The sequence below is a fragment of the Bradyrhizobium sp. 61 genome, assembly GCF_023073075.1.
Taxonomy (GTDB): Bacteria; Pseudomonadota; Alphaproteobacteria; order Rhizobiales; family Xanthobacteraceae; genus Bradyrhizobium; species Bradyrhizobium barranii.
This window is the reverse complement of record NZ_JADPIU010000052.1, coordinates 690,944-709,395: the sequence shown is the minus strand read 5'-3', so window position 1 is coordinate 709,395 and position 18,452 is coordinate 690,944. Positions and strand designations below refer to the sequence as shown.

25 protein-coding genes are annotated in these 18,452 nt (G+C 64.9%); 13 read left to right on the top strand and 12 right to left on the bottom strand.

What is annotated here, in order from left to right:
- Window positions 1-22 precede the first annotated feature (22 nt).
- Window positions 23-274 carry a hypothetical protein gene (locus tag IVB46_RS18315; RefSeq protein WP_085405155.1) on the top strand — a complete coding sequence of 84 codons (252 nt, stop codon included), beginning with the start codon at window positions 23-25 and terminating at the stop codon, window positions 272-274.
- Between the two features lie 105 nt (window positions 275-379).
- On the opposite strand, the gene IVB46_RS18310 is transcribed toward IVB46_RS18315, so the two are convergent.
- Window positions 380-865 carry a J domain-containing protein gene (locus IVB46_RS18310; RefSeq protein ID WP_247304207.1) on the bottom strand — a complete coding sequence of 162 codons (486 nt, stop codon included), beginning with the start codon at window positions 863-865 and terminating at the stop codon, window positions 380-382.
- A gap of 111 nt (window positions 866-976) precedes the next feature.
- Between IVB46_RS18310 and fabG the strand changes: the two genes are divergently transcribed.
- The 3 genes from fabG (at window position 977) to IVB46_RS18295 (ending at window position 2,804) form a co-directional block, all read left to right on the top strand.
- Window positions 977-1,744: a 3-oxoacyl-ACP reductase FabG gene (gene fabG / locus IVB46_RS18305; protein ID WP_247304210.1), complete on the top strand. Its 768-nt coding sequence runs from the start codon at window positions 977-979 to the stop codon at window positions 1,742-1,744.
- 205 nt (window positions 1,745-1,949) lie between these two features.
- Window positions 1,950-2,198 (top strand): helix-turn-helix domain-containing protein, encoded by a 249-nt coding sequence (locus tag IVB46_RS18300; protein WP_014492884.1) that lies wholly within the window; start codon window positions 1,950-1,952, stop codon window positions 2,196-2,198.
- Window positions 2,199-2,306: 108 nt separating this feature from the next.
- Window positions 2,307-2,804, top strand: coding sequence for a collagen-like protein (locus IVB46_RS18295; RefSeq protein WP_247304211.1), 498 nt, complete (start codon window positions 2,307-2,309; stop codon window positions 2,802-2,804).
- Here IVB46_RS18295 and IVB46_RS18290 read toward each other — a convergent pair.
- Together IVB46_RS18290 and IVB46_RS18285 are read right to left on the bottom strand one after the other, a co-directional pair.
- Window positions 2,801-3,040 carry a hypothetical protein gene (locus tag IVB46_RS18290; RefSeq protein ID WP_247304213.1) on the bottom strand — a complete coding sequence of 80 codons (240 nt, stop codon included), beginning with the start codon at window positions 3,038-3,040 and terminating at the stop codon, window positions 2,801-2,803. The genes IVB46_RS18295 and IVB46_RS18290 overlap by 4 nt on opposite strands.
- A 97-nt stretch (window positions 3,041-3,137) precedes the next feature.
- Window positions 3,138-3,404 carry a DUF2277 domain-containing protein gene (locus tag IVB46_RS18285; protein WP_247304215.1) on the bottom strand — a complete coding sequence of 89 codons (267 nt, stop codon included), beginning with the start codon at window positions 3,402-3,404 and terminating at the stop codon, window positions 3,138-3,140.
- A gap of 241 nt (window positions 3,405-3,645) precedes the next feature.
- Between IVB46_RS18285 and IVB46_RS18280 the strand changes: the two genes are divergently transcribed.
- The 3 genes from IVB46_RS18280 (at window position 3,646) to IVB46_RS18270 (ending at window position 5,618) form a co-directional block, all read left to right on the top strand.
- On the top strand, window positions 3,646-4,707 hold the full coding sequence (locus IVB46_RS18280; RefSeq protein ID WP_247304224.1) for an alpha/beta fold hydrolase: 1,062 nt from the start codon (window positions 3,646-3,648) through the stop codon (window positions 4,705-4,707).
- An 18-nt stretch (window positions 4,708-4,725) separates the two neighbouring features.
- Complete coding sequence (locus tag IVB46_RS18275; RefSeq protein WP_247304226.1) at window positions 4,726-5,067, top strand: MmcQ/YjbR family DNA-binding protein; 342 nt, start codon at window positions 4,726-4,728, stop codon at window positions 5,065-5,067.
- Between the two features lie 197 nt (window positions 5,068-5,264).
- Window positions 5,265-5,618 (top strand): hypothetical protein, encoded by a 354-nt coding sequence (locus IVB46_RS18270; protein WP_028152315.1) that lies wholly within the window; start codon window positions 5,265-5,267, stop codon window positions 5,616-5,618.
- Window positions 5,619-5,623: 5 nt separating this feature from the next.
- Here the strand turns inward: IVB46_RS18270 and IVB46_RS18265 are convergent, their stop codons facing one another.
- Window positions 5,624-5,866: a hypothetical protein gene (locus IVB46_RS18265; protein WP_028156300.1), complete on the bottom strand. Its 243-nt coding sequence runs from the start codon at window positions 5,864-5,866 to the stop codon at window positions 5,624-5,626.
- A 45-nt stretch (window positions 5,867-5,911) separates the two neighbouring features.
- Window positions 5,912-7,348 carry a S8 family serine peptidase gene (locus IVB46_RS18260; RefSeq protein ID WP_247304237.1) on the bottom strand — a complete coding sequence of 479 codons (1,437 nt, stop codon included), beginning with the start codon at window positions 7,346-7,348 and terminating at the stop codon, window positions 5,912-5,914.
- A gap of 170 nt (window positions 7,349-7,518) precedes the next feature.
- On the opposite strand from IVB46_RS18260, the gene IVB46_RS18255 reads away from it, so the two are divergent.
- Complete coding sequence (locus IVB46_RS18255) at window positions 7,519-8,121, top strand: pyridoxamine 5'-phosphate oxidase family protein (protein WP_028156299.1); 603 nt, start codon at window positions 7,519-7,521, stop codon at window positions 8,119-8,121.
- Window positions 8,122-8,293: 172 nt separating this feature from the next.
- Here IVB46_RS18255 and bfr read toward each other — a convergent pair whose 3' ends face one another.
- From bfr to IVB46_RS18240, 3 genes are all read right to left on the bottom strand, one after another.
- Window positions 8,294-8,782 (bottom strand): bacterioferritin, encoded by a 489-nt coding sequence (gene bfr / locus IVB46_RS18250; RefSeq protein WP_014492874.1) that lies wholly within the window; start codon window positions 8,780-8,782, stop codon window positions 8,294-8,296.
- A 131-nt stretch (window positions 8,783-8,913) separates the two neighbouring features.
- Window positions 8,914-9,186, bottom strand: a complete 273-nt coding sequence (locus IVB46_RS18245) for a (2Fe-2S)-binding protein (protein WP_063981474.1) — start codon at window positions 9,184-9,186, stop codon at window positions 8,914-8,916.
- 161 nt (window positions 9,187-9,347) lie between these two features.
- Window positions 9,348-9,644 (bottom strand): hypothetical protein, encoded by a 297-nt coding sequence (locus IVB46_RS18240; RefSeq protein ID WP_224517455.1) that lies wholly within the window; start codon window positions 9,642-9,644, stop codon window positions 9,348-9,350.
- Window positions 9,645-9,778: 134 nt separating this feature from the next.
- Here IVB46_RS18240 and IVB46_RS18235 point away from each other — a divergent pair, with 134 nt between their 5' ends.
- Together IVB46_RS18235 and IVB46_RS18230 are read left to right on the top strand one after the other, a co-directional pair.
- Window positions 9,779-10,105: a hypothetical protein gene (locus IVB46_RS18235; protein ID WP_063981473.1), complete on the top strand. Its 327-nt coding sequence runs from the start codon at window positions 9,779-9,781 to the stop codon at window positions 10,103-10,105.
- A 211-nt stretch (window positions 10,106-10,316) separates the two neighbouring features.
- The gene (locus IVB46_RS18230) at window positions 10,317-10,598 is read left to right on the top strand and encodes a hypothetical protein (RefSeq protein WP_071910256.1); all 282 of its coding nucleotides are present in this window, start codon (window positions 10,317-10,319) and stop codon (window positions 10,596-10,598) included.
- A 100-nt stretch (window positions 10,599-10,698) separates the two neighbouring features.
- Here IVB46_RS18230 and IVB46_RS18225 read toward each other — a convergent pair whose 3' ends face one another.
- The gene (locus tag IVB46_RS18225) at window positions 10,699-11,925 is read right to left on the bottom strand and encodes a lytic murein transglycosylase (protein WP_231143213.1); all 1,227 of its coding nucleotides are present in this window, start codon (window positions 11,923-11,925) and stop codon (window positions 10,699-10,701) included.
- Between the two features lie 7 nt (window positions 11,926-11,932).
- On the bottom strand, window positions 11,933-13,582 hold the full coding sequence (gene ettA, locus IVB46_RS18220; RefSeq protein ID WP_166102215.1) for an energy-dependent translational throttle protein EttA: 1,650 nt from the start codon (window positions 13,580-13,582) through the stop codon (window positions 11,933-11,935).
- 236 nt (window positions 13,583-13,818) lie between these two features.
- On the opposite strand from ettA, the gene IVB46_RS18215 reads away from it, so the two are divergent.
- Together IVB46_RS18215 and IVB46_RS18210 are read left to right on the top strand one after the other, a co-directional pair.
- Window positions 13,819-14,034: a hypothetical protein gene (locus IVB46_RS18215; RefSeq protein WP_028152324.1), complete on the top strand. Its 216-nt coding sequence runs from the start codon at window positions 13,819-13,821 to the stop codon at window positions 14,032-14,034.
- Between the two features lie 145 nt (window positions 14,035-14,179).
- Window positions 14,180-15,142, top strand: coding sequence for a D-2-hydroxyacid dehydrogenase family protein (locus IVB46_RS18210; protein ID WP_247304239.1), 963 nt, complete (start codon window positions 14,180-14,182; stop codon window positions 15,140-15,142).
- A 56-nt stretch (window positions 15,143-15,198) separates the two neighbouring features.
- On the opposite strand, the gene IVB46_RS18205 is transcribed toward IVB46_RS18210, so the two are convergent.
- On the bottom strand, window positions 15,199-16,395 hold the full coding sequence (locus IVB46_RS18205) for a L,D-transpeptidase (RefSeq protein ID WP_071917197.1): 1,197 nt from the start codon (window positions 16,393-16,395) through the stop codon (window positions 15,199-15,201).
- Window positions 16,396-16,761: 366 nt separating this feature from the next.
- Between IVB46_RS18205 and IVB46_RS18200 the strand changes: the two genes are divergently transcribed.
- Window positions 16,762-17,532: a hypothetical protein gene (locus IVB46_RS18200; protein WP_247304241.1), complete on the top strand. Its 771-nt coding sequence runs from the start codon at window positions 16,762-16,764 to the stop codon at window positions 17,530-17,532.
- 2 nt (window positions 17,533-17,534) lie between these two features.
- Here IVB46_RS18200 and sseA read toward each other — a convergent pair whose 3' ends face one another.
- The gene (gene sseA / locus IVB46_RS18195) at window positions 17,535-18,389 is read right to left on the bottom strand and encodes a 3-mercaptopyruvate sulfurtransferase (protein ID WP_247304243.1); all 855 of its coding nucleotides are present in this window, start codon (window positions 18,387-18,389) and stop codon (window positions 17,535-17,537) included.
- Between the last annotated feature and the right edge of the window lie 63 nt (window positions 18,390-18,452).

Genomic DNA, 18,452 nt, shown 5'->3' with positions numbered 1-18,452 from the left:
TCTTTCATTTGAGGAGCTGATCATGCGTCGTATTTCCGTGCTGTGCGCTGCTGCGGGTCTTGCCGTCACTGCCTTCGTCGCCGCGAGCCCTGCCGAAGCCAGCTATCACCTGATCCGCTGGCAGGACACCGGCTTCTGCCAGATCTGGGACGAGAGCATCCCGACCGCGCCGTGGCCCTCCGACTACGCCCGCGTCAGCACGACGGTGCCGACCTTCGTCGATGCACTCGTGCTGAAGGATCACGCGTTGAAGAGCGGTCACTGCACCTGGTAAAATTTCGATCGGCGGACGACGAGCGGGCAAGGGCGCGACGCGTTCTTGCCCGCTCTTTTTTGGCCTGCACAGAGCGGACCGCCGAGGCGCAGCTACAGCGCGCGCTCACGCGTCCTTGTGCGCGCCGGGATGGATCAGGATGTCGCGCGCAGCGGCGAGGTCGATGAAGGCTTGCGCGCTGCCGCCCTGGTCGGGATGCTTGCCCTTGGCGGCGCGACGGTAGGCCTGGTTGATGTCGTCGCAGGTGAGCTGCACGGCAAGCGGCAGGCCCAGCATCCTGCGGGCGCGATCTTCGCTCGAGAGCTGCTTCGGCTTGGCGTTGCGGCGGCCGAAGCGCGGCGCGGTGAGATCATGGACGACCTCGAGGATCACGCCGACGCGGCGCTGGGCCGCCAGCGTGATGCCGTGATCGTCATTGTCCGCGGCCTGGCGCAGCACCGGAAGCGCCTGCTCGGCCGCCTGGCGCAGCGTGGCATCCGTGCTCATGCGCACGATCTCGGCGACGAGCCGGCCCGCCTCGGCCCAGTCGGCCGGCTGCGCCGACCGCAGGCGTTCGAGAGCGAGTTTCCAGGATTCAAGCCGTCCCATCATGCGCGCAACGTTTAGCAATGAAGATCAGTATGCCAAGGCGGCCGTTTCCGACCCCTTAATTTCGAGTTAGCCTTTCATGAAACTTCGAAATGAATCCGGGAGGAAATTGTCATGGCATTGCTCGCAAACCACATCGCCGTCGTCACGGGCGCCGGATCCGGCATCGGCCGGGCGATCGCGGCCGGCTACGCCCGCGAGGGCGCGCAAGTGGTGTTGCTCGACGTCAACGCCGACACGGTCGCGGAGGCCGCGCAGGAGATCCGCAAGGCCGGCGGCAAGGCCGAGAGCTTTGCGCTCGATGTCACCAAGCGTGACGAATGCTTTGCGCTCGCCAGGCAGGTCGCCGACAAGGTCGGGCAGGTCTCGATCCTCGTCAACAATGCCGGCATCACCCGCCGCAACGCCTTCACCGCGGACACGGAGACGGTGGCGAAGGACTGGAACGACATCATCTCGCTCAACCTCAACGGCGTCTTCAACGTGACGCAGGCGTTCCTCGCGCCGCTGCGGGCCGCCAGGGGCCGCATCGTCAACATCGGCTCGATCCAGTCCTTCGTGCATCTGCGCACGCCGAGCTCGGCGGCGTATACGACCTCGAAACACGGCGTGCTCGGCTTCACCAAGGCGCTCGCCGTCGAGCTCGGCAAGGAAGGCGTGCGCGTCAACGCGATCGGGCCGGGCTTCATCGAGACCAACATCAACGCCAATGTGCGCGCGACCAATCCGGCGCTGGTGCAGGCCTTCGTCGATCACACCCCGCTGGCGCGCACCGGCAAGCCCGAGGACATCGTGGGCCCCGCGATCTTCCTGGCGTCGGATCTGTCGGCCTATGTCACGGGGACGATCGTGATGGTGGACGGCGGGTACCGGACGGTGTGAGCGGGGCGCGCAAAATCGGCCCGCATCGCTATGCATCCCGTGCCAATCGCGGCACCTTCGCGGCAATCCCAAGGTCAATTGGTGCGATCGTTCGCGATTAACCACTCGTTAACCAAACCCGCCCACCGTAGATCTACGGCTAGGGGGCCGTTGGTTCTCGATCGCTTCCAGAGATGGAAGCGGGCGTTGATCGGGAGGTGTGTTGATGACCACTGTTCATGTCGCTGCGTCCGATCCGGGCGCGCAATTTCTTGCCCCTAACGAAATCGTTCCGCTGTTGATCGGCGCGACCGTCGACGAGGTCGAGCGCGAGCTCGTGCTCCAGACGCTCGCACGCTGCGACGGCAACCGCACGCGCGCATCGCGCGTGCTCGGCCTGTCGGTGCGTACACTGCGCAACAAGATCAGGATCTATGCAGCGTCCGGCATCGACGTGCCCGCGTATCACGACTAGCACGCGGGCACGATTGGTGTTGATCAAGCCCGGCGCAAGGCGCCGGCGGAATTGCTGCTGTCGTCAAACGCCGCTAAGTAGCTTGCTTCCGGTCAAGGGAGCAGTGGCGTGGCAGACGAACAGAAACGGCAGGGATCGCAAGGTCCGCGCGGACGGCAGGGCGAACCCGGACGGCCGGGGCCGCAGGGGCATCCCGGCCGGCGCGGCCCGGACGGCCAGCGCGGCAAGCCGGGACCACAAGGCAAACCCGGGGCGGCCGGAAAGGCCGGAGCGCAGGGCAAGGCCGGCCTGCCGGGCAAGCCCGGCGAATCCGGTGCTCGGGGCGCTGCCGGGCCGCAGGGGCCGGCGGGGCCGCGCGGCGAGCCCGGACCGCCCGGCCAGCTGCCGTCGATCGAGCAGGTGCTGCCGTGGCTCGATCAACTCTTCGACGCCTGGGACGAGCGCCGCCGCCAGCGCGAGCGTGAAGCCGCCGAGCGCGAGGCGCTGGAAGCCGCCGTGCATGAGGTTGAAGAGGCGATCGTCGATGACGACGCCGACGACGGCGAAAGCGAAGGCGACGATCACCGGAAGAAGAAGAAAAAGAAGAAGCACGGCCACAAGGACTAGCCGGGCGGAAGTTGCTTCGACGCCCCGGCGGACTCATCCTTGCGCGGCAGCATGCCCATGCGCTCGAACTGCCAGCGCATGGCGCGGTACCAGAGATAGCCGACCAGCGTGCCGAGCAGCGTCAGGATGACGAGGTTGACGCTGCTGTAGGAGCCGCTCCACCACATCATCCATGCGGTCCACAGCACGGTGAAGGTGACGGCACCTGCTCTGAGAGGAATAAGGGGGCGGCTCATGGTCGTGCTCCGGGCTGTCAAAACCCCGGCGGACATCATCGCAATTTGAGGCCGCTCTCACCGTGAGCCAGATCACGGAATGGACGCAGGCGACTGCCTAACCGAACCGCAGCCGCGAACGTTCCTTGGCCTTCTCCGCCTCGATCTCACGGTCACGCGCCGGCGCATGGGTATGCAGCGAGGTCAGGAGCTTTCGCGCAGCCGCCGACACTTCTGCGACCACAAGCTCGAAGGCCTCTTCATTGGCCTGAGACGGCTTGTTGAAACCGGAAAGCTTGCGCACGAACTGGAGCGCGCTGGCGTGGATCTCGTCCTCCGTCGCGGGCGGCTCGAAGTTGAACAGCGTCTTGATGTTGCGGCACATGCAGGCTCTCCCGTAGCGGTGTTCCCTGAGGACGATCGGCGAGGTCGAAATCCTACATCCCGGGAGCAGCCGTGTCATAGGCAGGACCAGCCATATCTGATCCGCAATTATTCCCCTTGCGCGCCGCACCATCGGGGAATGTTTTTCGGGGGGCGATGATGGGTCCGGTCTCGATCCTCCGTAACCAGCTGATAAGATCGCGTCCAACGCGGCCGACCATGAGCCGCATGGGGAGAGAAACATGAAAACGTCTTGCGCGGCGCTAGCGGCCATCCTGCTGTCCATCGCAATGCCGGCTATGGCCGCCGATTATCCGGCGCCGAAGCAAGGCGACTGGATCGCCAGGGACTTCAAGGTCCACACCGGCGAGACCATGCAGGAATTGAAGCTGCACTACACCACCGTCGGTGAGCCCTCTGGCCAGCCCGTGCTGGTGCTGCACGGCACCGGCGGCTCGGGCGCGAGCATGCTGTCGCCCGCCTTCGCCGGCGAGCTGTTCGGTGCGGGACAGCCGCTCGATGCGTCCAAATATTACATCATCATCCCCGACGCGATCGGCCACGGCAAATCGTCAAAACCGTCCGACGGCATGAAGACGAGCTTCCCGAAATACAATTACGACGACATGGTCGAGGCGCAGCATCGCCTCGTGAAGGAAGGCCTCGGCGTCAAACATCTGCGGCTCGTGATCGGCAATTCGATGGGCGGCATGCAAACCTGGCTGTGGGGCGAGAAATATCCGCAGGAGATGGACGCGCTGGTGCCGATGGCCTCGCAGCCGACCGAGATGGCCTCGCGCAACTGGATGATGCGGCGGATCATGCTCGACACCATCCGCAGCGATCCCGACTACAATGGCGGCAACTACACCAGCCAGCCGCGCACGATGAAATACGCCATCACCGCCTACGGCATCGCCAGCATCGGCGGCACGCTCGCCTATCAGCAGCAGGCGCCGACCGCGGCCAAGGCCGACAAGATCGTCGACGAGCGGCTGGCGACACCGATCACGGCGGATGCCAACGACTTCCTCTACCAGTGGGGCTCCTCGCAAGACTACAATGCCGGCGACAAGCTGGAGCAGATCGAGGCGACGCTGCTGCTGATCAACTCCGCCGACGACGAGCGCAACCCGCCGGAGACCGGCATCACGGATGCCGCGATGAAGCGGGTCAAGAACGGCAAGCTGTATCTGATCCCCGCGAGCACCGAGACGCGCGGCCACGGCACCACCGGCAACGCGAAATTCTACGTCGAGCAGGTCAGGCAATTGCTGCAAACCGCGCCGCAGCGGACGATGTGAGCCGAGCAGCAAGACCGCATGTCGAACGCTCGCTTTCGCAAGGCTGCGCTCGCGCTTCCCGGCGTCATCGAGGGCGCACATCACGGCCATGCCGACTTTCGTGTCGGCAAGCGCGTGTTCGCGACGCTGGGCTATCCCGATGAAAAATGGGGCATGGTGAAGCTCACTCCCGACCAGCAGGCCGTGCTCATCGACGCGGAACCGGAGATGTTTCGTCCGGTCCCCGGCGCCTGGGGCAGGAGCGGCAGCACGAATGTGAAGCTGGCGAAGATCGATCAGGTCACGTTGCGGAGCGCACTCGAGATGGCATGGCGCAATGTCGCGCCGAAATCGCTGCTTGCATCGCTCGAGACGGGATAGGAAAGATCGTAGGCGCAAGTTCGCGCTGTGCGTCTGGCTGGCCGCTCATACCGCAACGCATCATATGCGGCATCTCTCGCGCCGCATATTATTTGAGCATGCATTGCGCTGACAGCTCGGGCTTAATCGCATCAACGATACGAATCGAACGCGACGCGATCGCGCGCAGTCGGCGCGCGACGCAGGGAGGAGTTCGCATGCACAGGCTCGCGCTGTGCGTTTGGTTGGCCGCGACGATGGCGCAGACGAGCGCCGCGTTCGCGTTCGACAACGGCCAATACGACCATGTGCCGCCCGACATCCGCGCCTGGTTCAAGAGCGTGATCGCGCCGAACGGCGTGCCCTGCTGCGACATCTCCGACGGCCATCGCACCGACTACGATGTGCGAGGCGGCACCTATTGGGTACCGATCGAGGGACAGTGGATGGAGGTGCCCGAGCGCGCCATCATCCGCGATCGCGGCAATCCGGTCGGCCAGGCCGTGGTGTGGTACGTCCACCACCGCGGCGCCATCATCATCAGTTGCTTCGTGCCGGCCGATGCGGTGTAGGCCGCTCAGGCCTTGAGGTCTCGCTTGGGCGAGGCCTCGACATATTCGATGTCATCGCCGAAATCGTCGAGCGCGGCACGAACGGATTTGGCGTCGGCCTCGGCGACGGTGAAGATCGCGGCCAGGTTTTGCCGCTTCTGTCCCGGAAACAGGCTCTCGGCGGCGTAGCCGGCATCGCCGAGCGTCTTGATGATCATGCGCCGCCGGCGCTGATCGACATGGTCGTGGAATTTGAACTGCACGGACATGATGCAAAGCTAGCCGCTCGCGGCACCCGATCAAGGTCGCAGAATCTATTTTCGTCCCATTCTCGCCGGCTTCGCCCTTTTAGTTTTCTTGGCAGTTTTCTTGGCAGCCTTCCTGCCCGATTTCCTTGCCGCTTTCGCGCGGCCGAGCGCAGCGGCAACATCCAGCAGGCCGGCGCCGTATTCCGGCGTAAAATCCTTGCCTCGCATCGCCGGCAATTTGGTCGCAGTCGCGATCAGGCGCCTGGCGACCGCAAACCCGGACGCCCTGGATTTCGTCTTGTTGATGTAGACGAGTGCAGCGGCGCCCGTCACATGCGGTGTTGCCATCGACGTCCCGGGCCAGGAATCGTAGCTGGTATTGTCGGCGAAGCTTGCCTTCATCCGGGGCACCGTCGACAGGATGTTGACACCCGGCGCGACCAGCTTGATGTGCTTCCCCGTATTGGAGAACGAGGCACGCCGATGGGACTCGTCGACGGCGCCAACTCCGATCGTGTCCACGTAGCCCGCCGGGTATTCCTTCGGATTGCCGTCCTCGAACTCGTTCCCCATCGCGGTGGAGATGACGACGCCGGCTTCGATCAGTTCGGCGAAGGCCGTCGCTTCCGTCTTTGAATGGTCCTCGCCGCCAATGCTGAGGTTGATGACCTTGATGTTGGAATCGAGCGCGGCCGCGAGTGCCTTGCTGTAGAAATCGAAGTTGAAATTCTCGTCGTCGCCTGCGCGCTTGGGATCGTCGAACACCTTCCAGCAGTGCAACCGGCAATTGGCTAGGCCTGCGATACCGGCCGAGTTATTGACCACGGCCGCGATCGTGCCGCTGACATGGGTGCCATGACCGAGAAAATCACGCGGTCCGTTGCCGTCGTGCCTGTAGTCCTCGATCGCGTCTACGAGATCGGGATGTCCGGCGTCGACACCGCTATCGAGCACAGCGACATGAACCCGCCCCGCACCTGGCCGCGGTCGATCGAACCATCTGATGGCGCGAAGCCCCCACTGCCTGATCTTCATGGGATCGGCGGCGGCACTGAGCCACCGGTTGGGAACGGGCTCGACCAGATCCACCGCCCTGGAGGCACGCAGGCGCTTCAGGACGCCTGCATCTACCTTCCCGTCCTTCAACTGCACGATCTGAAATCCGGCCAGCGCCTCCCGCGGCGGCGCCGTTGCGGAGCGCGCTATCGAGCGATGAACCGCGGCCAAAGCCATCGCCTGGGGCTGCGCGGGTGCCTCATCTTCGCCGACCACAAACAGCGGCTTCATCGACTGAAGCCCGAAATTGTCGCGCAGGAAATCGATCGGACCTCTGACGTCATCGGGCATCGCAGCCATCAGCGCGCGTGACGTTGTCGCCTGAAGCGAGGCTGCCGCGATCTGCCGGACAGCGGCCGGCTTCAACCGAACGATCAATTGTCCCGGGACATGCTTGCGACGGCGCGGCCGATCGCCCGCGACCCGCATTGCCTGCGTTGAGGCCATGACGAATTCCTTCCTTGAAAAGCGACAAAATACGACACCCGTTATAAGCGAAATTTCTGGTCCACGCCACCTGCGTCATGCCGTGGCTACACCGGGCCGCACCTGCTATTTCGGGGATAGCGGTCGAGCCGGAGAATGCTATCTTGTGCCCCTCAATCAGGGAGACCTTCGTGACCGATCTCTGCGCCGAAGACCTCGCCACCATCTATGCCAAGCCGAGCCCACGCGTGATCGCAAAGGCGCGTCCCGCGATCGATGCGCATGCGAAGAAATTCATCGAGATGTCGCCGTTCTGCGTGCTCGCTACGTCAGGCGTCGACGGCAGCGTCGATGCATCGCCGCGCGGCGGAGGGGTTGGCTTCGTCCATGTCGCCGGCCCCAACCAGGTGCTGATGCCCGACCGTGCCGGCAACAACCGGATCGACAGTTTTCGCAACGTCGTCGAAGGCTCGGGCTTCGTGCATCTGCTGTTCTTCGTCCCCGGCATCGACGAGACGCTGCGCGTCGGCGGACGCGGCACGCTCTCGGCCGATCCGGACCTGCTCGCATCGATGGTGGAATTCGGCAAGCCGCCGCGCGCGGTCCTGAACGTCGCGGTCAGCGAAGTCTATTTCCACTGCGGCAAGGCGCTGATGCGCTCGAAGCTGTGGTCACCGGAGAAGGTGCAGCGCTCGGTGATGCCCAGCATCGGCCAGGTCATTCACGACCAGACGGGCCTGGGGGAGCCGGAGAGCCAGGAGATCGTGGAAGAGCGCTACAAGACGCAGTTGTAGGTGAGAGCGTTCGCCGCTCAAAAGAACCGTCATGCCCGGGCTAGTCCCGCCTGCGCGGCCGAAGTCGCTTCGGCGAGGCGAAGGCCCGGGCATCCACGTCTTCGTCGCGCGGCCAAACGTGGATGGCCGGGACAAGCCCGGCCATGACGAAGGAGAGAGCCGGTGCCGGAGCTTAGTGCCCCTCGCCCTCGAGCCCGCCGACGTGCTTCTGCGTGTAGAGTTCGAGACCGATGCGGCCGATCAGGTCGAGCTGGGTTTCGAGGAAATCGATATGGTGTTCCTCGTCGCTCATGAGCTTCTCGAACAGGTCACGCGTGACGTAGTCCTTGGCGCCGTTGCAATAGCCGGCGGCCTCCTGGTAGAGCGCCCGCGCGCTCATCTCGGCGGCGAGATCGCACTCGATGATCTCCTTGACGTTCTGGCCGATGCGCAGGGGATCGAGCACCTGCATGTTCGGGAAGCCGTCGAAGAACAGGATCCGCTCGGTGAGCTTGTCGGCGTGCTCCATCTCTTCGATGGACTCCTTGCGCCAGACCTTGGCCATGTCCCGCAGGCCCCAATTGTCGAGGAAGCGGTAGTGCAGCCAGTATTGGTTGATTGCAGTCAGCTCGTGGCGCAGCGCCTTGTTGAGATAGTCGATGACTTTTGCGTCGCCCTGCATGATGCACTCCAAATCTTGCGTCCAAATCGGCCCTAACCGACTTTAGAACGCTTCTAAATCAGTTTAAGGACGAGAGCAACCGGCCACGGGGACGCAGCCGGGGAAAAGCTCAGCCGAAATTGCGGAAGTTTTCAGCAGGCCGCGAGGGCGAACCGGGGGAGTTCCGCCGTCTCGTCATTGGCGGCCACGGTGTGGCTGTGCGGGCAGCCCGAGCAGCAGGACTTGGCGCAGGGGCCAAGCGTTTCGTCGATGATGGTCTTGATGGTACGGGCGCAGCGGCCGCATTCGGCGCTACAGCCGAGGCATCCATAGACCTGCTTGGCATGACGTACGGCGTCGTCGGACTCGGCGACCGCGGCGCGGATGTCGTCATCGCTCAGCACGTTACAGGAACAAACGATCATGGAAGCGGCAGGCCCTTCGGTGATGCGTCATCATCGATATTTAAGGGGCCGTCCGGATGCAAAGGGAAAAACCGGTATTTGAAGCTATTCCAAACTAGCCCGGAAACAGCCTAGAACGGCTCTAAAATAGGGAGTTGCGCTGGATCAAGATCTTGGCGGACCTAGTCACCGCCACCGCCTCCACCACCATCGCCGCCACCTCCGCAATCCCCGCCACTGCTACCGCTATCGCTGCTGGAACAGCTGTCGCTCGAGCTCCCGGAGCTGTCGCTGGAAAACCAGCTCCCCAGCGAGAAGCCGTCGCTGGCCCCTGAATAGCCGTCGCCGCTACTCCTTCCGTCACTGCCGGCCCCCGCGCGCGAGCGCCGTCCACGGTTCTGGAGATGGGTGAACCAGCCATAGCCAATCGCGAAAATGACCCCGGCAGCGATCAGAGTATTCATCATCGCGTTGCCCATCGTCGTCTCCCTCGCGGACCTGCGATCCATTAATTGGTCGTCCTCGGCGAAGGTGCCGTTCATTGATCATTCAAACGAAGTATGGAACTTTACCCCCAAAGAGTTCCCGCCTGTTTGTGCGAAAGGTCACGCCAATGAAGAAGTTCTTACTGACGGTCGCCGCCGTCGCCACCCTGGCCCTCACGGCCGGGACACCGGCCCACGCTCAGCGTGGTGTCGCCGCCGGCGTGGCCGCCGGGATCATCGGTGGCGCCATTGTCGGCGGCGCGCTGGCTTCTCCGTATTATTACGGGCCCGGTCCGGGCTACTCCTATGGCCCCGGCTATTACCCGCCCCGCTACTACGCGCCGGGTCCCGGCTATGTCGCCGACGACTATTACGGCGACGGCTGCGTCTGGCAGAGGCAGCGCTTCTGGGATGGCTACGCCTGGCGCACCCGCCGCGTCAGAGTCTGTGGCTGAGGCGCGTTGAACCGGTTGATTACGGACGCGCCGTTCATCTCCGGGCCCGAAAAAGACCGCTTTTTCTCGTCACAGCTCCGTGCGCGTTTACCGTGGATTGACCAATTGCGCGCTTCCTAGCTGCACGGTCGATTTCATCAGAGTGTGCGTGAACCTTTGAAACCCGGGCGCTCCTAACAAGGGACGTCCATCTCCCAGGAGAGCCAAGAGCATGAAGAAGACTTTTGTTGCCGCCCTCACGGTTGCGACGATCGCCGGTTCGCTGGTGACCGCCACTCCGTCCGCGAAGGCCCATGACGGCGTCGGCGCCGGCATCGCAGCCGGCCTGATCGGTGGCGCCATCGTCGGCGGCGCCATCGCGTCGAGCCGTCCCGCCTATGGCGGACCGGTCTACATTGCCGAGCCCCCGCCGCCCGCGCCCTGCTACTGGCAGCGCCAGCGCTATTGGGACGGTTACGGCTGGGTCGTCCGCCCGGTTCGCGTTTGCTACTGATCTGATCGCAAGATCCGATCGCATGGCGCATCCGCGCCGCGATCGAAGCCCGGCCGAGCACCTCGGCCGGGCTTTTTTCTTTGGTGAAGAGTTGAGCCCGTTACCGCGCCGCCTGGATCGAGCGCAGCACCTCTTCGCTCGGCCAGCAATCGACCTTGATGCCCGCCGACTTCTGGTAGGCGCCGAGCGCCGCGCGCGTCTGCATCCCGGCCTTGCCGTCGATCTTGTCCTTGTAGAGCCCGACGCGCGTGAGCCCGCGCTGCATGGTCTCGACGTCCTTGGTGCGCAACTGCTTGGAGGCCGCCCATTGTGTCGCGAACGGCAGCGGGCTCGTCATGCGGTCGCCGAGATGGCCGACGAACAGCACGTAGAGGTCGGAGAAATTGTACTCCTTGATGACGAAGTAGTTCTTCGTCGTCAGGAACGACGGGCCGTAAATGCCTTCCGGCTGCAGCAGCGAGGCCGGCTGCGCCTGCTCGGCAGCGCTCAGCTTCTCGCCACGCACCGGCACAAAACCTTCGCGCAGCCACTGGCCGATCGGCTTCGTCACCTCGGGCACGCCGCTGGTGCAATCGACCTTGGCCGGCGCCTGCACCTCGTAAGCCCAGCGCACGCCGCTCTGCCAGCCCTTGTTGACGAGCTGTTGCGCGGCCGAGGCCAGTGCATCCGGCACCGAATGCCAGATGTCGATGCGGCCGTCGCCTTCGAAGTCGACACCGTGCTTGTAATATTCGGACGGCAGGAATTGCGTGAGCCCGGTGGCTCCTGCCCAGGACGAGCGCATGTCCTTGCGCGTCACCACGCCCTCGCCGAGGATCTTCAGCGAGAGGATGAACTCGTTGCGATAGGTGTCCTTGCGTCGCCCGACATAGGCCTGCGTCGCCAGCACGCGCACGAGATCGTAAGGCAGCGTGTAGCGGCCGTAATCGGTCTCGCGGCCCCAGATCGCGAGCATGATGGTGGCCGGCACGCCGGATTTCTTCTCGATCTCGCTCAGCGCCGGACGATATTTTTGCAGCAGCCGCTGCCCCTCGCCCGCAAGCCGCGCGATCGAGGCTTCCTTGACGTAGTCGGCCGGCACCTGCACGAACTCGGCCTGCGACGGTGCGCCGGTGGCAGGCCGTCCGGGCAGGATCAGGTCGGGGAGCTTGTAATCAGGCTCGAGCCCGCGCGTCTGCTCATCAAATGTCGCGCGCGACACGCCGGCGGCCTGCGCCTCCGGCCAGAGCGAGGCGATGAACTGCGTGAAGGCGGCGTCGGCAGCGCGGGCGGGCGACAGGCCGCAGATGATAGCGATCACCGCAGCTATGAGCGCCCGCCGCATCATGCCCTCATCACCGCGTCAACTTCTTGTACTTCACGCGGTGCGGAATGATGCTGTCCTGGCCCAGGCGGCGCATCTTGTCCTTCTCGTAGTCCTGGAAGTTGCCTTCGAACCATTCGACGTGGCTCTCGCCTTCGAAGGCCAGGATGTGGGTCGCGATGCGGTCGAGGAACCAGCGGTCATGGCTGATGATGACGGCGCAGCCGGCAAAATCCTCCAGCGCCTCTTCGAGCGCGCGCAGCGTGTCGACGTCGAGATCGTTGGTCGGTTCGTCGAGCAGCAGGACGTTGGCGCCGGACTTCAGCATCTTGGCGAGATGCACGCGGTTGCGCTCACCGCCGGAGAGCGCACCGACCTTCTTCTGCTGGTCGGCACCCTTGAAGTTGAACGACGAGCAATAGCCGCGCGAGTTCACTTCCTTCTTGCCGAGCAGGATCAGCTCGTTGCCGCCGGAGATCTCCTCCCACACGTTCTTGTTGCCGTCGAGCGCGTCGCGCGACTGGTCGACATAGCCGAGATGCACGGTCTCGCCGACCGTGATGGTGCCCTTGTCCGGCGTTTCCTGCTTGGTAATCATCTTGAACAGCGTGGTCTTGCCGGCGCCGTTGGCGCCGATCACGCCGACGATGCCGCCTGGCGGCAGCTTGAAGGTAAGATCGTCGATCAGCAGGCGATCGCCATAGCCTTTGCTGAGCGTTTCGAAATCGACCACGTTGGCGCCGAGCCGCTCGGCGACGGGGATGATGATCTGCGCGGTCTGGGTCTGCTTCTCGCTCGCCTGCTTGAGCAGATCCTCGTAGCGCTGGTAGCGCGCCTTGGATTTGGCCTGACGCGCCTTCGGTGAGGACGCGACCCATTCCTGCTCGCGGGCGATCGTCTTCTGATGCGCGGCGTCCTCACGGCCTTCCTGCTCGAGCCGCTTCTGCTTCTGCACCAGCCAGGACGAGTAGTTGCCCTCGTAGGGAATTCCCTTGCCGCGGTCGAGCTCGAGAATCCAGCTCGTGACGTTGTCGAGGAAGTAGCGATCGTGGGTGACGATCAGGATCGCGCCGGGATAGTTGCGCAGATGGCCTTCCAGCCAAGACACGGACTCGGCGTCAAGATGGTTGGTCGGTTCGTCGAGCAGCAACAATTCCGGCTGGTCGAGCAGCAGTTTGCACAACGCGACGCGGCGACGCTCACCGCCCGAGAGTTTTGTCACATCGGCATCGTCGGGCGGACAGCGCAGTGCGTCCATCGCCTGGTCGACCTTGCTGTCGAGATCCCAGAGGCCCTGGGCCTCGATCTCGTCCTGCAGCTTGGTCATCTCGTCGGCGGTTTCTTCCGAATAGTTCATCGCCAGCTCGTTGTAGCGATCGAGGATGGCCTTCTGCTTGGCGACACCCAGCATGACGTTCTCGCGCGCGGAGAGCGCCGGATCGAGATGCGGTTCCTGCTCGAGATAGCCGACGCGGGCGCCCTGGGCGACCCAGGCCTCGCCGTTATACTCCTTGTCGAGGCCGGCCATGATCTTGAGCAGCGTCGACTTGCCCGAGCCGTTGACGCCGAGCACGCCGATCTTGGCGTCCGGGTAGAACGACAGATGAATGTTATCGAGCACCTTCCGGGTCGGGTAGCTCTTGGTCAGGCCCTGCATGAAATAGATGAACTGGCGCGCCATCGGTCCCGTGAAACCTTCGATTTGAGGAAATTTGCTTGCCGCCGATGTAACGATCCCGCCCCCAAAGGGCAATGTTTTCCCTCCGTTCACCACGGATCAATACGGAATGGACACCATCCGGCCGCCGATCCGGACAATTGAAACCATTTTTTAATAAAGTGGGCCAAAGCTCGTCATGGCGCCGAAAAAGACGCCACCCGCGGCAGAAGCGACGGGGAGAACAGCGAGGCCACATCATGGCTCTGATCGAGACCAATTCCATAGCCGTTCCGGCACGAGCCGGTAGCGCTTCCGGACTCGTCACGGAGATCAAGGGCTTCTGGAAGCGTTTCTTCGCTACCGCTTTCAACCCCTACCGCCCCGAGCTGCACTACATGCGTGGTCCCGGTCCCGCCTGGCGCGCCAAGCACGGCATGGATACGCCGTTCCGCCTCAAGCCCCGCGACCTCTGAACCCTTCTCCCCTATCGGATCTCCTATCGGATTTTTGAACACGTCAGCTGCTTGCGCGCAGGCGTGATTGCGCGCAACCATGGCCAGGTTCCGACGATGGCGCTCCCCGCCTGGCGCCGTCACCTCTCGCTATGGATGAAAGCTGATGACGCGGCTGCGCTGTGCAATTCTCGACGACTATTTCAACCTCGCCCTCGACGTCGCCGACTGGCAAAAAATGTCCGACCGCGTCGACGTCACCGTGTTCAGCCATCCCTTTGCCTCGGAGCAGGCCGCGGCGAGCGCGCTGGCCGATTTCGAGATCATCTGCGCGATGCGCGAGCGCACGGCGTTCCCCAAGAGCCTGTTCGCGTCGCTGCCGAAGCTGAAGCTGCTTTTGACCTCCGGCATGCGCAACGCCTCGATCGACATGGAGGCTGCGAAGGCGCAAGGCGTTGCCATCGGCGGCACGCAATACTCCCGCGATCCGACCGCGCCGCTGACCATGGGCCTGATCCTCGAACTGACCCGCGGCATCGGCCGCGAGAATGCGCGCATGCATGCCGGCGAGCCCTGGCAGACCTTTGCCGGTGTCGAGATCGAGGGACTGACGCTGGGCGTCGTCGGGCTCGGCAAGCTCGGCAGCAAGATGGCGGGCATCGCGAAAGCATTCGGCATGAACGTGATCGCCTGGAGCCCGAACCTCACGCCGGAGAAATGCGCGGCAGCCGACGTCGGCTACGCCACCAAGGAGGAGCTGTTCGCCAAGGCCGATATCATCACCATCCATGTGGTGCTGAGCGATCGCTCGCGCGGACTGGTCGGAGCTGCCGATCTCGCGCGGATGAAGCCGACGGCCTTCCTCGTCAACACCGCGCGCGGTCCGATCGTGGACGAGCAGGCGCTGCTGGAAGCCTTGCAGCAGCGGAAGATCGCGGGCGCCGGCATCGACGTGTTCTCGGTCGAGCCGCTGCCGGTCGACCATCCCTTCCGCAAGCTCGACAATCTCGTACTGACGCCGCATCTCGGCTACGCCACCGAGGACGGCTTGCGCATCCATTACGGGCAGATGGTCGAGGCGATCGACGCCTTCACCGGGGGTCGCGAGCTGCCGCGCAAGCTGGCCTGAAACGAAAAGGGCGTGCCGACGGCACGCCCTTCGCGATTTGAGCTGTTTCGAAGCGCTTAGCGCACGGTGACCGGCGCGGGCAGCGGCGGCACCACGGTCGGCTGGGTGCCCGGGACGGGGCCAGCCTGGGCAGCCATCGGAGCCGGACCGGCAGCGCCCGACGTCGGCGCAGCGGAGGCGGTCGCCGTTCCCGGCGGCGGGCCACCCGGCATCACCACCACGCGGGTGCCGACCTTGACGCGGTCGAACAGGTCGGAGACGTCCTCGTTCAGCATGCCGATGCAGCCCGACGACACGAACTTGCCGATGGTCGAAGGCTGGTTGGTGCCGTGGATGCGGTAGACGGTCGAGCCGAGATACATCGCTCGTGCGCCGAGCGGATTGCCGGGGCCGCCGGCCATGAAGCGCGGCAGATAGGGCTGACGCTCGATCATCTCGGTCGGCGGATGCCAATCCGGCCACTCGGCCTTGCGGGTGATCTTCTGCACGCCGGTCCAGGTGAAGCCATCGCGGCCGACGCGGACGCCGTAGCGGATCGCACGGCCGCCTCCGAGCACGTAATAGAGGTAGGTGTTCGGGGTATCGACGATGAGCGTTCCAGCCGGCTCCTTGGTCGCCAGCGAGACTTCCTGGCGGCGCAGGTTCGGCGACAACTGCGCGGGAGCAGCGTCGGGCTGCTCCTCGGGCGGCAGCGAAGCGATCGCCATCGGCCGGCCATCGTTGCCCACGGGCGGCTGGCCGGACTGAACCGTTCCGGTCGCGGCGGGGCCGCCAACGGCCTCCGGCGGACGCAGGCCGTCCCTGCCGGGTGCCTGACCCGGACGATCGGCATAGATCACCGCGGGCGGGCCGGCGGGGCGGCCGTAGCGGGGATCGTCGGGCGACATCACGGGACCCTGCGGCGGCGCCGCCGAATAGACCGGCGGAGCGCCAGCCGGACGGCCATAGCGCGGATCATCGGGCGACATCACCGGCCCCTGCGGCGGGGCGGCGGAATAGACCGGCGGAGGGCCAGCCGGGCGGCCGTAACGCGGATCGTCGGCCGGACCGGGCGGCGGCAGCGACGCCTGCGGCATCGCGTCGTCTTCGTCGTCCAGCGAGTCGAAATTCGGCGTGCGGTCGCCGGGGCGATATTCGGCCGGAGCGCCGTAGCTCGGCGCCTGCTGGACCGGATAGCTCTGAGCCTGTGCGAGCGAGGTTCCCGCCGCAGCGACTGTTGCGGCAGCGCATATCGTCAGAAAATGTTTGATCATCATCGCTCTTGTATAGTCCCCGAGCCCATCCGGACCGTTAACGGCCAGATGACCGAAGATAGCGGCACATTCAAGACATTACAGGCTGATTTGTGCCTGAGTTAGCGATTTGTGATGCAGGCACACACAGTTGCCTCGTTGCATCAGGGGGCGGAAATCGCATCGGGCCGTAGATTGCCGGGGTCTCCGGCCCCGAATTTAAGGGAACGGCACGGAGGCGTTGCGATATGTTCGAATCAGCCTGATTCGCCTCCGCATTGAGCTTCTGTCCCGGCGTGGCGAACGGCAATCAGTACCGTCACCGCGTTCAGATGGCTCTTGGGTCCCGGCCGCCACCCGCCGGGGCGGAAATTCGTAACCCGTCCGATGCTTCCCGGCTTTCGCTTCCTGTTTGCCGCGATCGTGCTGTCAACCTCCATCCTGGTGTTCGGCCTAGGTGCCGCCGCGCTGCTGCGGGCCACCCACGAGCAGTATGTCAGCAACCCCTCCTGGCGGAACGGCCCGCAGGAGAAGGTGTTTGCGCAGGCTTCCGAGCCGGCCCAGCCGGTGCTCGCGGCGCTGCGCGCCGAGCCTGAGGCGGCCGCCGAGCCCACGCCATCGCTGCGCGACCGGGTGCCAACCATCGGCTTGCCGGCGAACGAGCCCGAACAGGTGGCCGCCCTGACGACCGAGCCCGACGTGCCGCCGCAGGTCACCGAGGCCGCGCCTCCGGCCGCCGAACCGGTCCAGGCCGAGGCCACGACGGAAGCCATCGCGCCGGCTCCTGCCGACACACTCACCCCGGCCGACACAACGGCATCGATCCCCGAGCCCACGCCTGCCGTGACCGCCAGCGAACCGGCGCCGGCCGATCCCGGTGCCGCCCTCGCCTCCCCGGCGCCCGACATTGCCCCAGCCAAGGTGGCCGCGCTGAACGATCCGGCGGCGCCGGCCTTGAAGGATGCGCCCGCGAAGGCCAAGGGAGACGCGAAGGCGGACAGCAGCGCCCCGGACAGCAAGGCGACCAAGCGCCAGGCGAAGGCGAAGAAGCGGCACCGCATGGTGCAGCGTCCTCCGCCTCAGCAGTTGCGGCAGAGCTATGATCCGTTCGGCCAGCAGCAGATGCTGGCGACAACGGCCACGCGCACGCGCCAGTAAGGTTACGCCGGCCCGGTCGCGACCGGCGGGCCGCCGGCCTGGCCCCATTCCGACCACGAGCCGTCATAGAGCGCGGTGTCGGTGATGCCGAGGCGATAGAGTGCGAGCGTCAACACGCCGGCGGACACGCCCGAGCCGCAGCTCGTCACGATCGGCGCATCGAGCTTGACGCCGGCGCTCGCGAAGGCGGCGCGGAGATCGTCGAGCGGCTTCATCTCGCCGGTCGCGGCATCGAACAGCTGATTATAGGGCACGTTGCGGGCGCCGGGGATGTGGCCGGAGCGGATGCCCGCGCGCGGCTCGGGCGCGCGGCCCTCGAAGCGGTCGGCGGCGCGTGCGTCGATCACCTGCTCGGCCCGACTTTCGACGTTGGCGATCAGTTGCTGCATGCTGCGCACGCGTTTTGAATCGTAGCTCGCCCTAAACGTCGCGGGCTTCGGCTTCACCTCGCCACTCTCGACCGGACGCCCCTCGGCGCGCCACTTCTTCAGCCCGCCATTGAGAATGCGCACATTGCTGTGGCCGAAGGCCAGGAACATCCACCAGGCGCGGGGAGCAGCGACCCAACCGCCGGCATCGTAGAGGACGACGGTGTCGGCATTGGAGATGCCGAGATTGCCCGCGTCACGGCCGAACTGCTCGGCGCTCGGATACATGTGCGGCAGCGGGTTGGAATGATCCGACACCGCATCGACGTCGAAGAACACGGCGCCCGGCAGATGCGCGGCGAGATAGTCGTCCTTCGGCAGCGGCAGCACGCCCGGCAGCTTGAAGCTGGCGTCGAGGATCTTGACGTTGGCGTCGTCAATGTGGGCGGCGAGCCATTCGGTGGAGACGAGGGGGTCGGTGGCGGTCATGCGAGGTCTTTCTTGTCATTCCGAAGTTGAAGCAATGCGCATCAAACTCCGCTGTCATCGCCC

What these genes read in the sequence shown, in the direction of transcription:
- fabG (WP_247304210.1), top strand. Translation starts at nt 977, where the DNA reads ATGGCATTGCTCGCAAACCACATCGCCGTCGTCACGGGCGCCGGATCC.
- IVB46_RS18210 (WP_247304239.1), top strand. Translation starts at nt 14,180, where the DNA reads ATGACGCGGCTGCGCTGTGCAATTCTCGACGACTATTTCAACCTCGCC.
- ettA (WP_166102215.1), bottom strand. Translation starts at nt 13,582, where the DNA reads ATGGCGCGCCAGTTCATCTATTTCATGCAGGGCCTGACCAAGAGCTAC.
- IVB46_RS18300 (WP_014492884.1), top strand. Translation starts at nt 1,950, where the DNA reads ATGACCACTGTTCATGTCGCTGCGTCCGATCCGGGCGCGCAATTTCTT.
- IVB46_RS18280 (WP_247304224.1), top strand. Translation starts at nt 3,646, where the DNA reads ATGAAAACGTCTTGCGCGGCGCTAGCGGCCATCCTGCTGTCCATCGCA.
- sseA (WP_247304243.1), bottom strand. Translation starts at nt 18,389, where the DNA reads ATGACCGCCACCGACCCCCTCGTCTCCACCGAATGGCTCGCCGCCCAC.
- IVB46_RS18315 (WP_085405155.1), top strand. Translation starts at nt 23, where the DNA reads ATGCGTCGTATTTCCGTGCTGTGCGCTGCTGCGGGTCTTGCCGTCACT.
- IVB46_RS18240 (WP_224517455.1), bottom strand. Translation starts at nt 9,644, where the DNA reads ATGGGCAACGCGATGATGAATACTCTGATCGCTGCCGGGGTCATTTTC.
- IVB46_RS18215 (WP_028152324.1), top strand. Translation starts at nt 13,819, where the DNA reads ATGGCTCTGATCGAGACCAATTCCATAGCCGTTCCGGCACGAGCCGGT.
- IVB46_RS18270 (WP_028152315.1), top strand. Translation starts at nt 5,265, where the DNA reads ATGCACAGGCTCGCGCTGTGCGTTTGGTTGGCCGCGACGATGGCGCAG.
- IVB46_RS18260 (WP_247304237.1), bottom strand. Translation starts at nt 7,348, where the DNA reads ATGGCCTCAACGCAGGCAATGCGGGTCGCGGGCGATCGGCCGCGCCGT.
- IVB46_RS18285 (WP_247304215.1), bottom strand. Translation starts at nt 3,404, where the DNA reads ATGTGCCGCAACATCAAGACGCTGTTCAACTTCGAGCCGCCCGCGACG.
- IVB46_RS18225 (WP_231143213.1), bottom strand. Translation starts at nt 11,925, where the DNA reads ATGATGCGGCGGGCGCTCATAGCTGCGGTGATCGCTATCATCTGCGGC.
- IVB46_RS18290 (WP_247304213.1), bottom strand. Translation starts at nt 3,040, where the DNA reads ATGAGCCGCCCCCTTATTCCTCTCAGAGCAGGTGCCGTCACCTTCACC.
- bfr (WP_014492874.1), bottom strand. Translation starts at nt 8,782, where the DNA reads ATGCAGGGCGACGCAAAAGTCATCGACTATCTCAACAAGGCGCTGCGC.
- IVB46_RS18230 (WP_071910256.1), top strand. Translation starts at nt 10,317, where the DNA reads ATGAAGAAGACTTTTGTTGCCGCCCTCACGGTTGCGACGATCGCCGGT.
- IVB46_RS18310 (WP_247304207.1), bottom strand. Translation starts at nt 865, where the DNA reads ATGATGGGACGGCTTGAATCCTGGAAACTCGCTCTCGAACGCCTGCGG.
- IVB46_RS18275 (WP_247304226.1), top strand. Translation starts at nt 4,726, where the DNA reads ATGTCGAACGCTCGCTTTCGCAAGGCTGCGCTCGCGCTTCCCGGCGTC.
- IVB46_RS18205 (WP_071917197.1), bottom strand. Translation starts at nt 16,395, where the DNA reads ATGATCAAACATTTTCTGACGATATGCGCTGCCGCAACAGTCGCTGCG.
- IVB46_RS18200 (WP_247304241.1), top strand. Translation starts at nt 16,762, where the DNA reads ATGCTTCCCGGCTTTCGCTTCCTGTTTGCCGCGATCGTGCTGTCAACC.
- IVB46_RS18265 (WP_028156300.1), bottom strand. Translation starts at nt 5,866, where the DNA reads ATGTCCGTGCAGTTCAAATTCCACGACCATGTCGATCAGCGCCGGCGG.
- IVB46_RS18245 (WP_063981474.1), bottom strand. Translation starts at nt 9,186, where the DNA reads ATGATCGTTTGTTCCTGTAACGTGCTGAGCGATGACGACATCCGCGCC.
- IVB46_RS18235 (WP_063981473.1), top strand. Translation starts at nt 9,779, where the DNA reads ATGAAGAAGTTCTTACTGACGGTCGCCGCCGTCGCCACCCTGGCCCTC.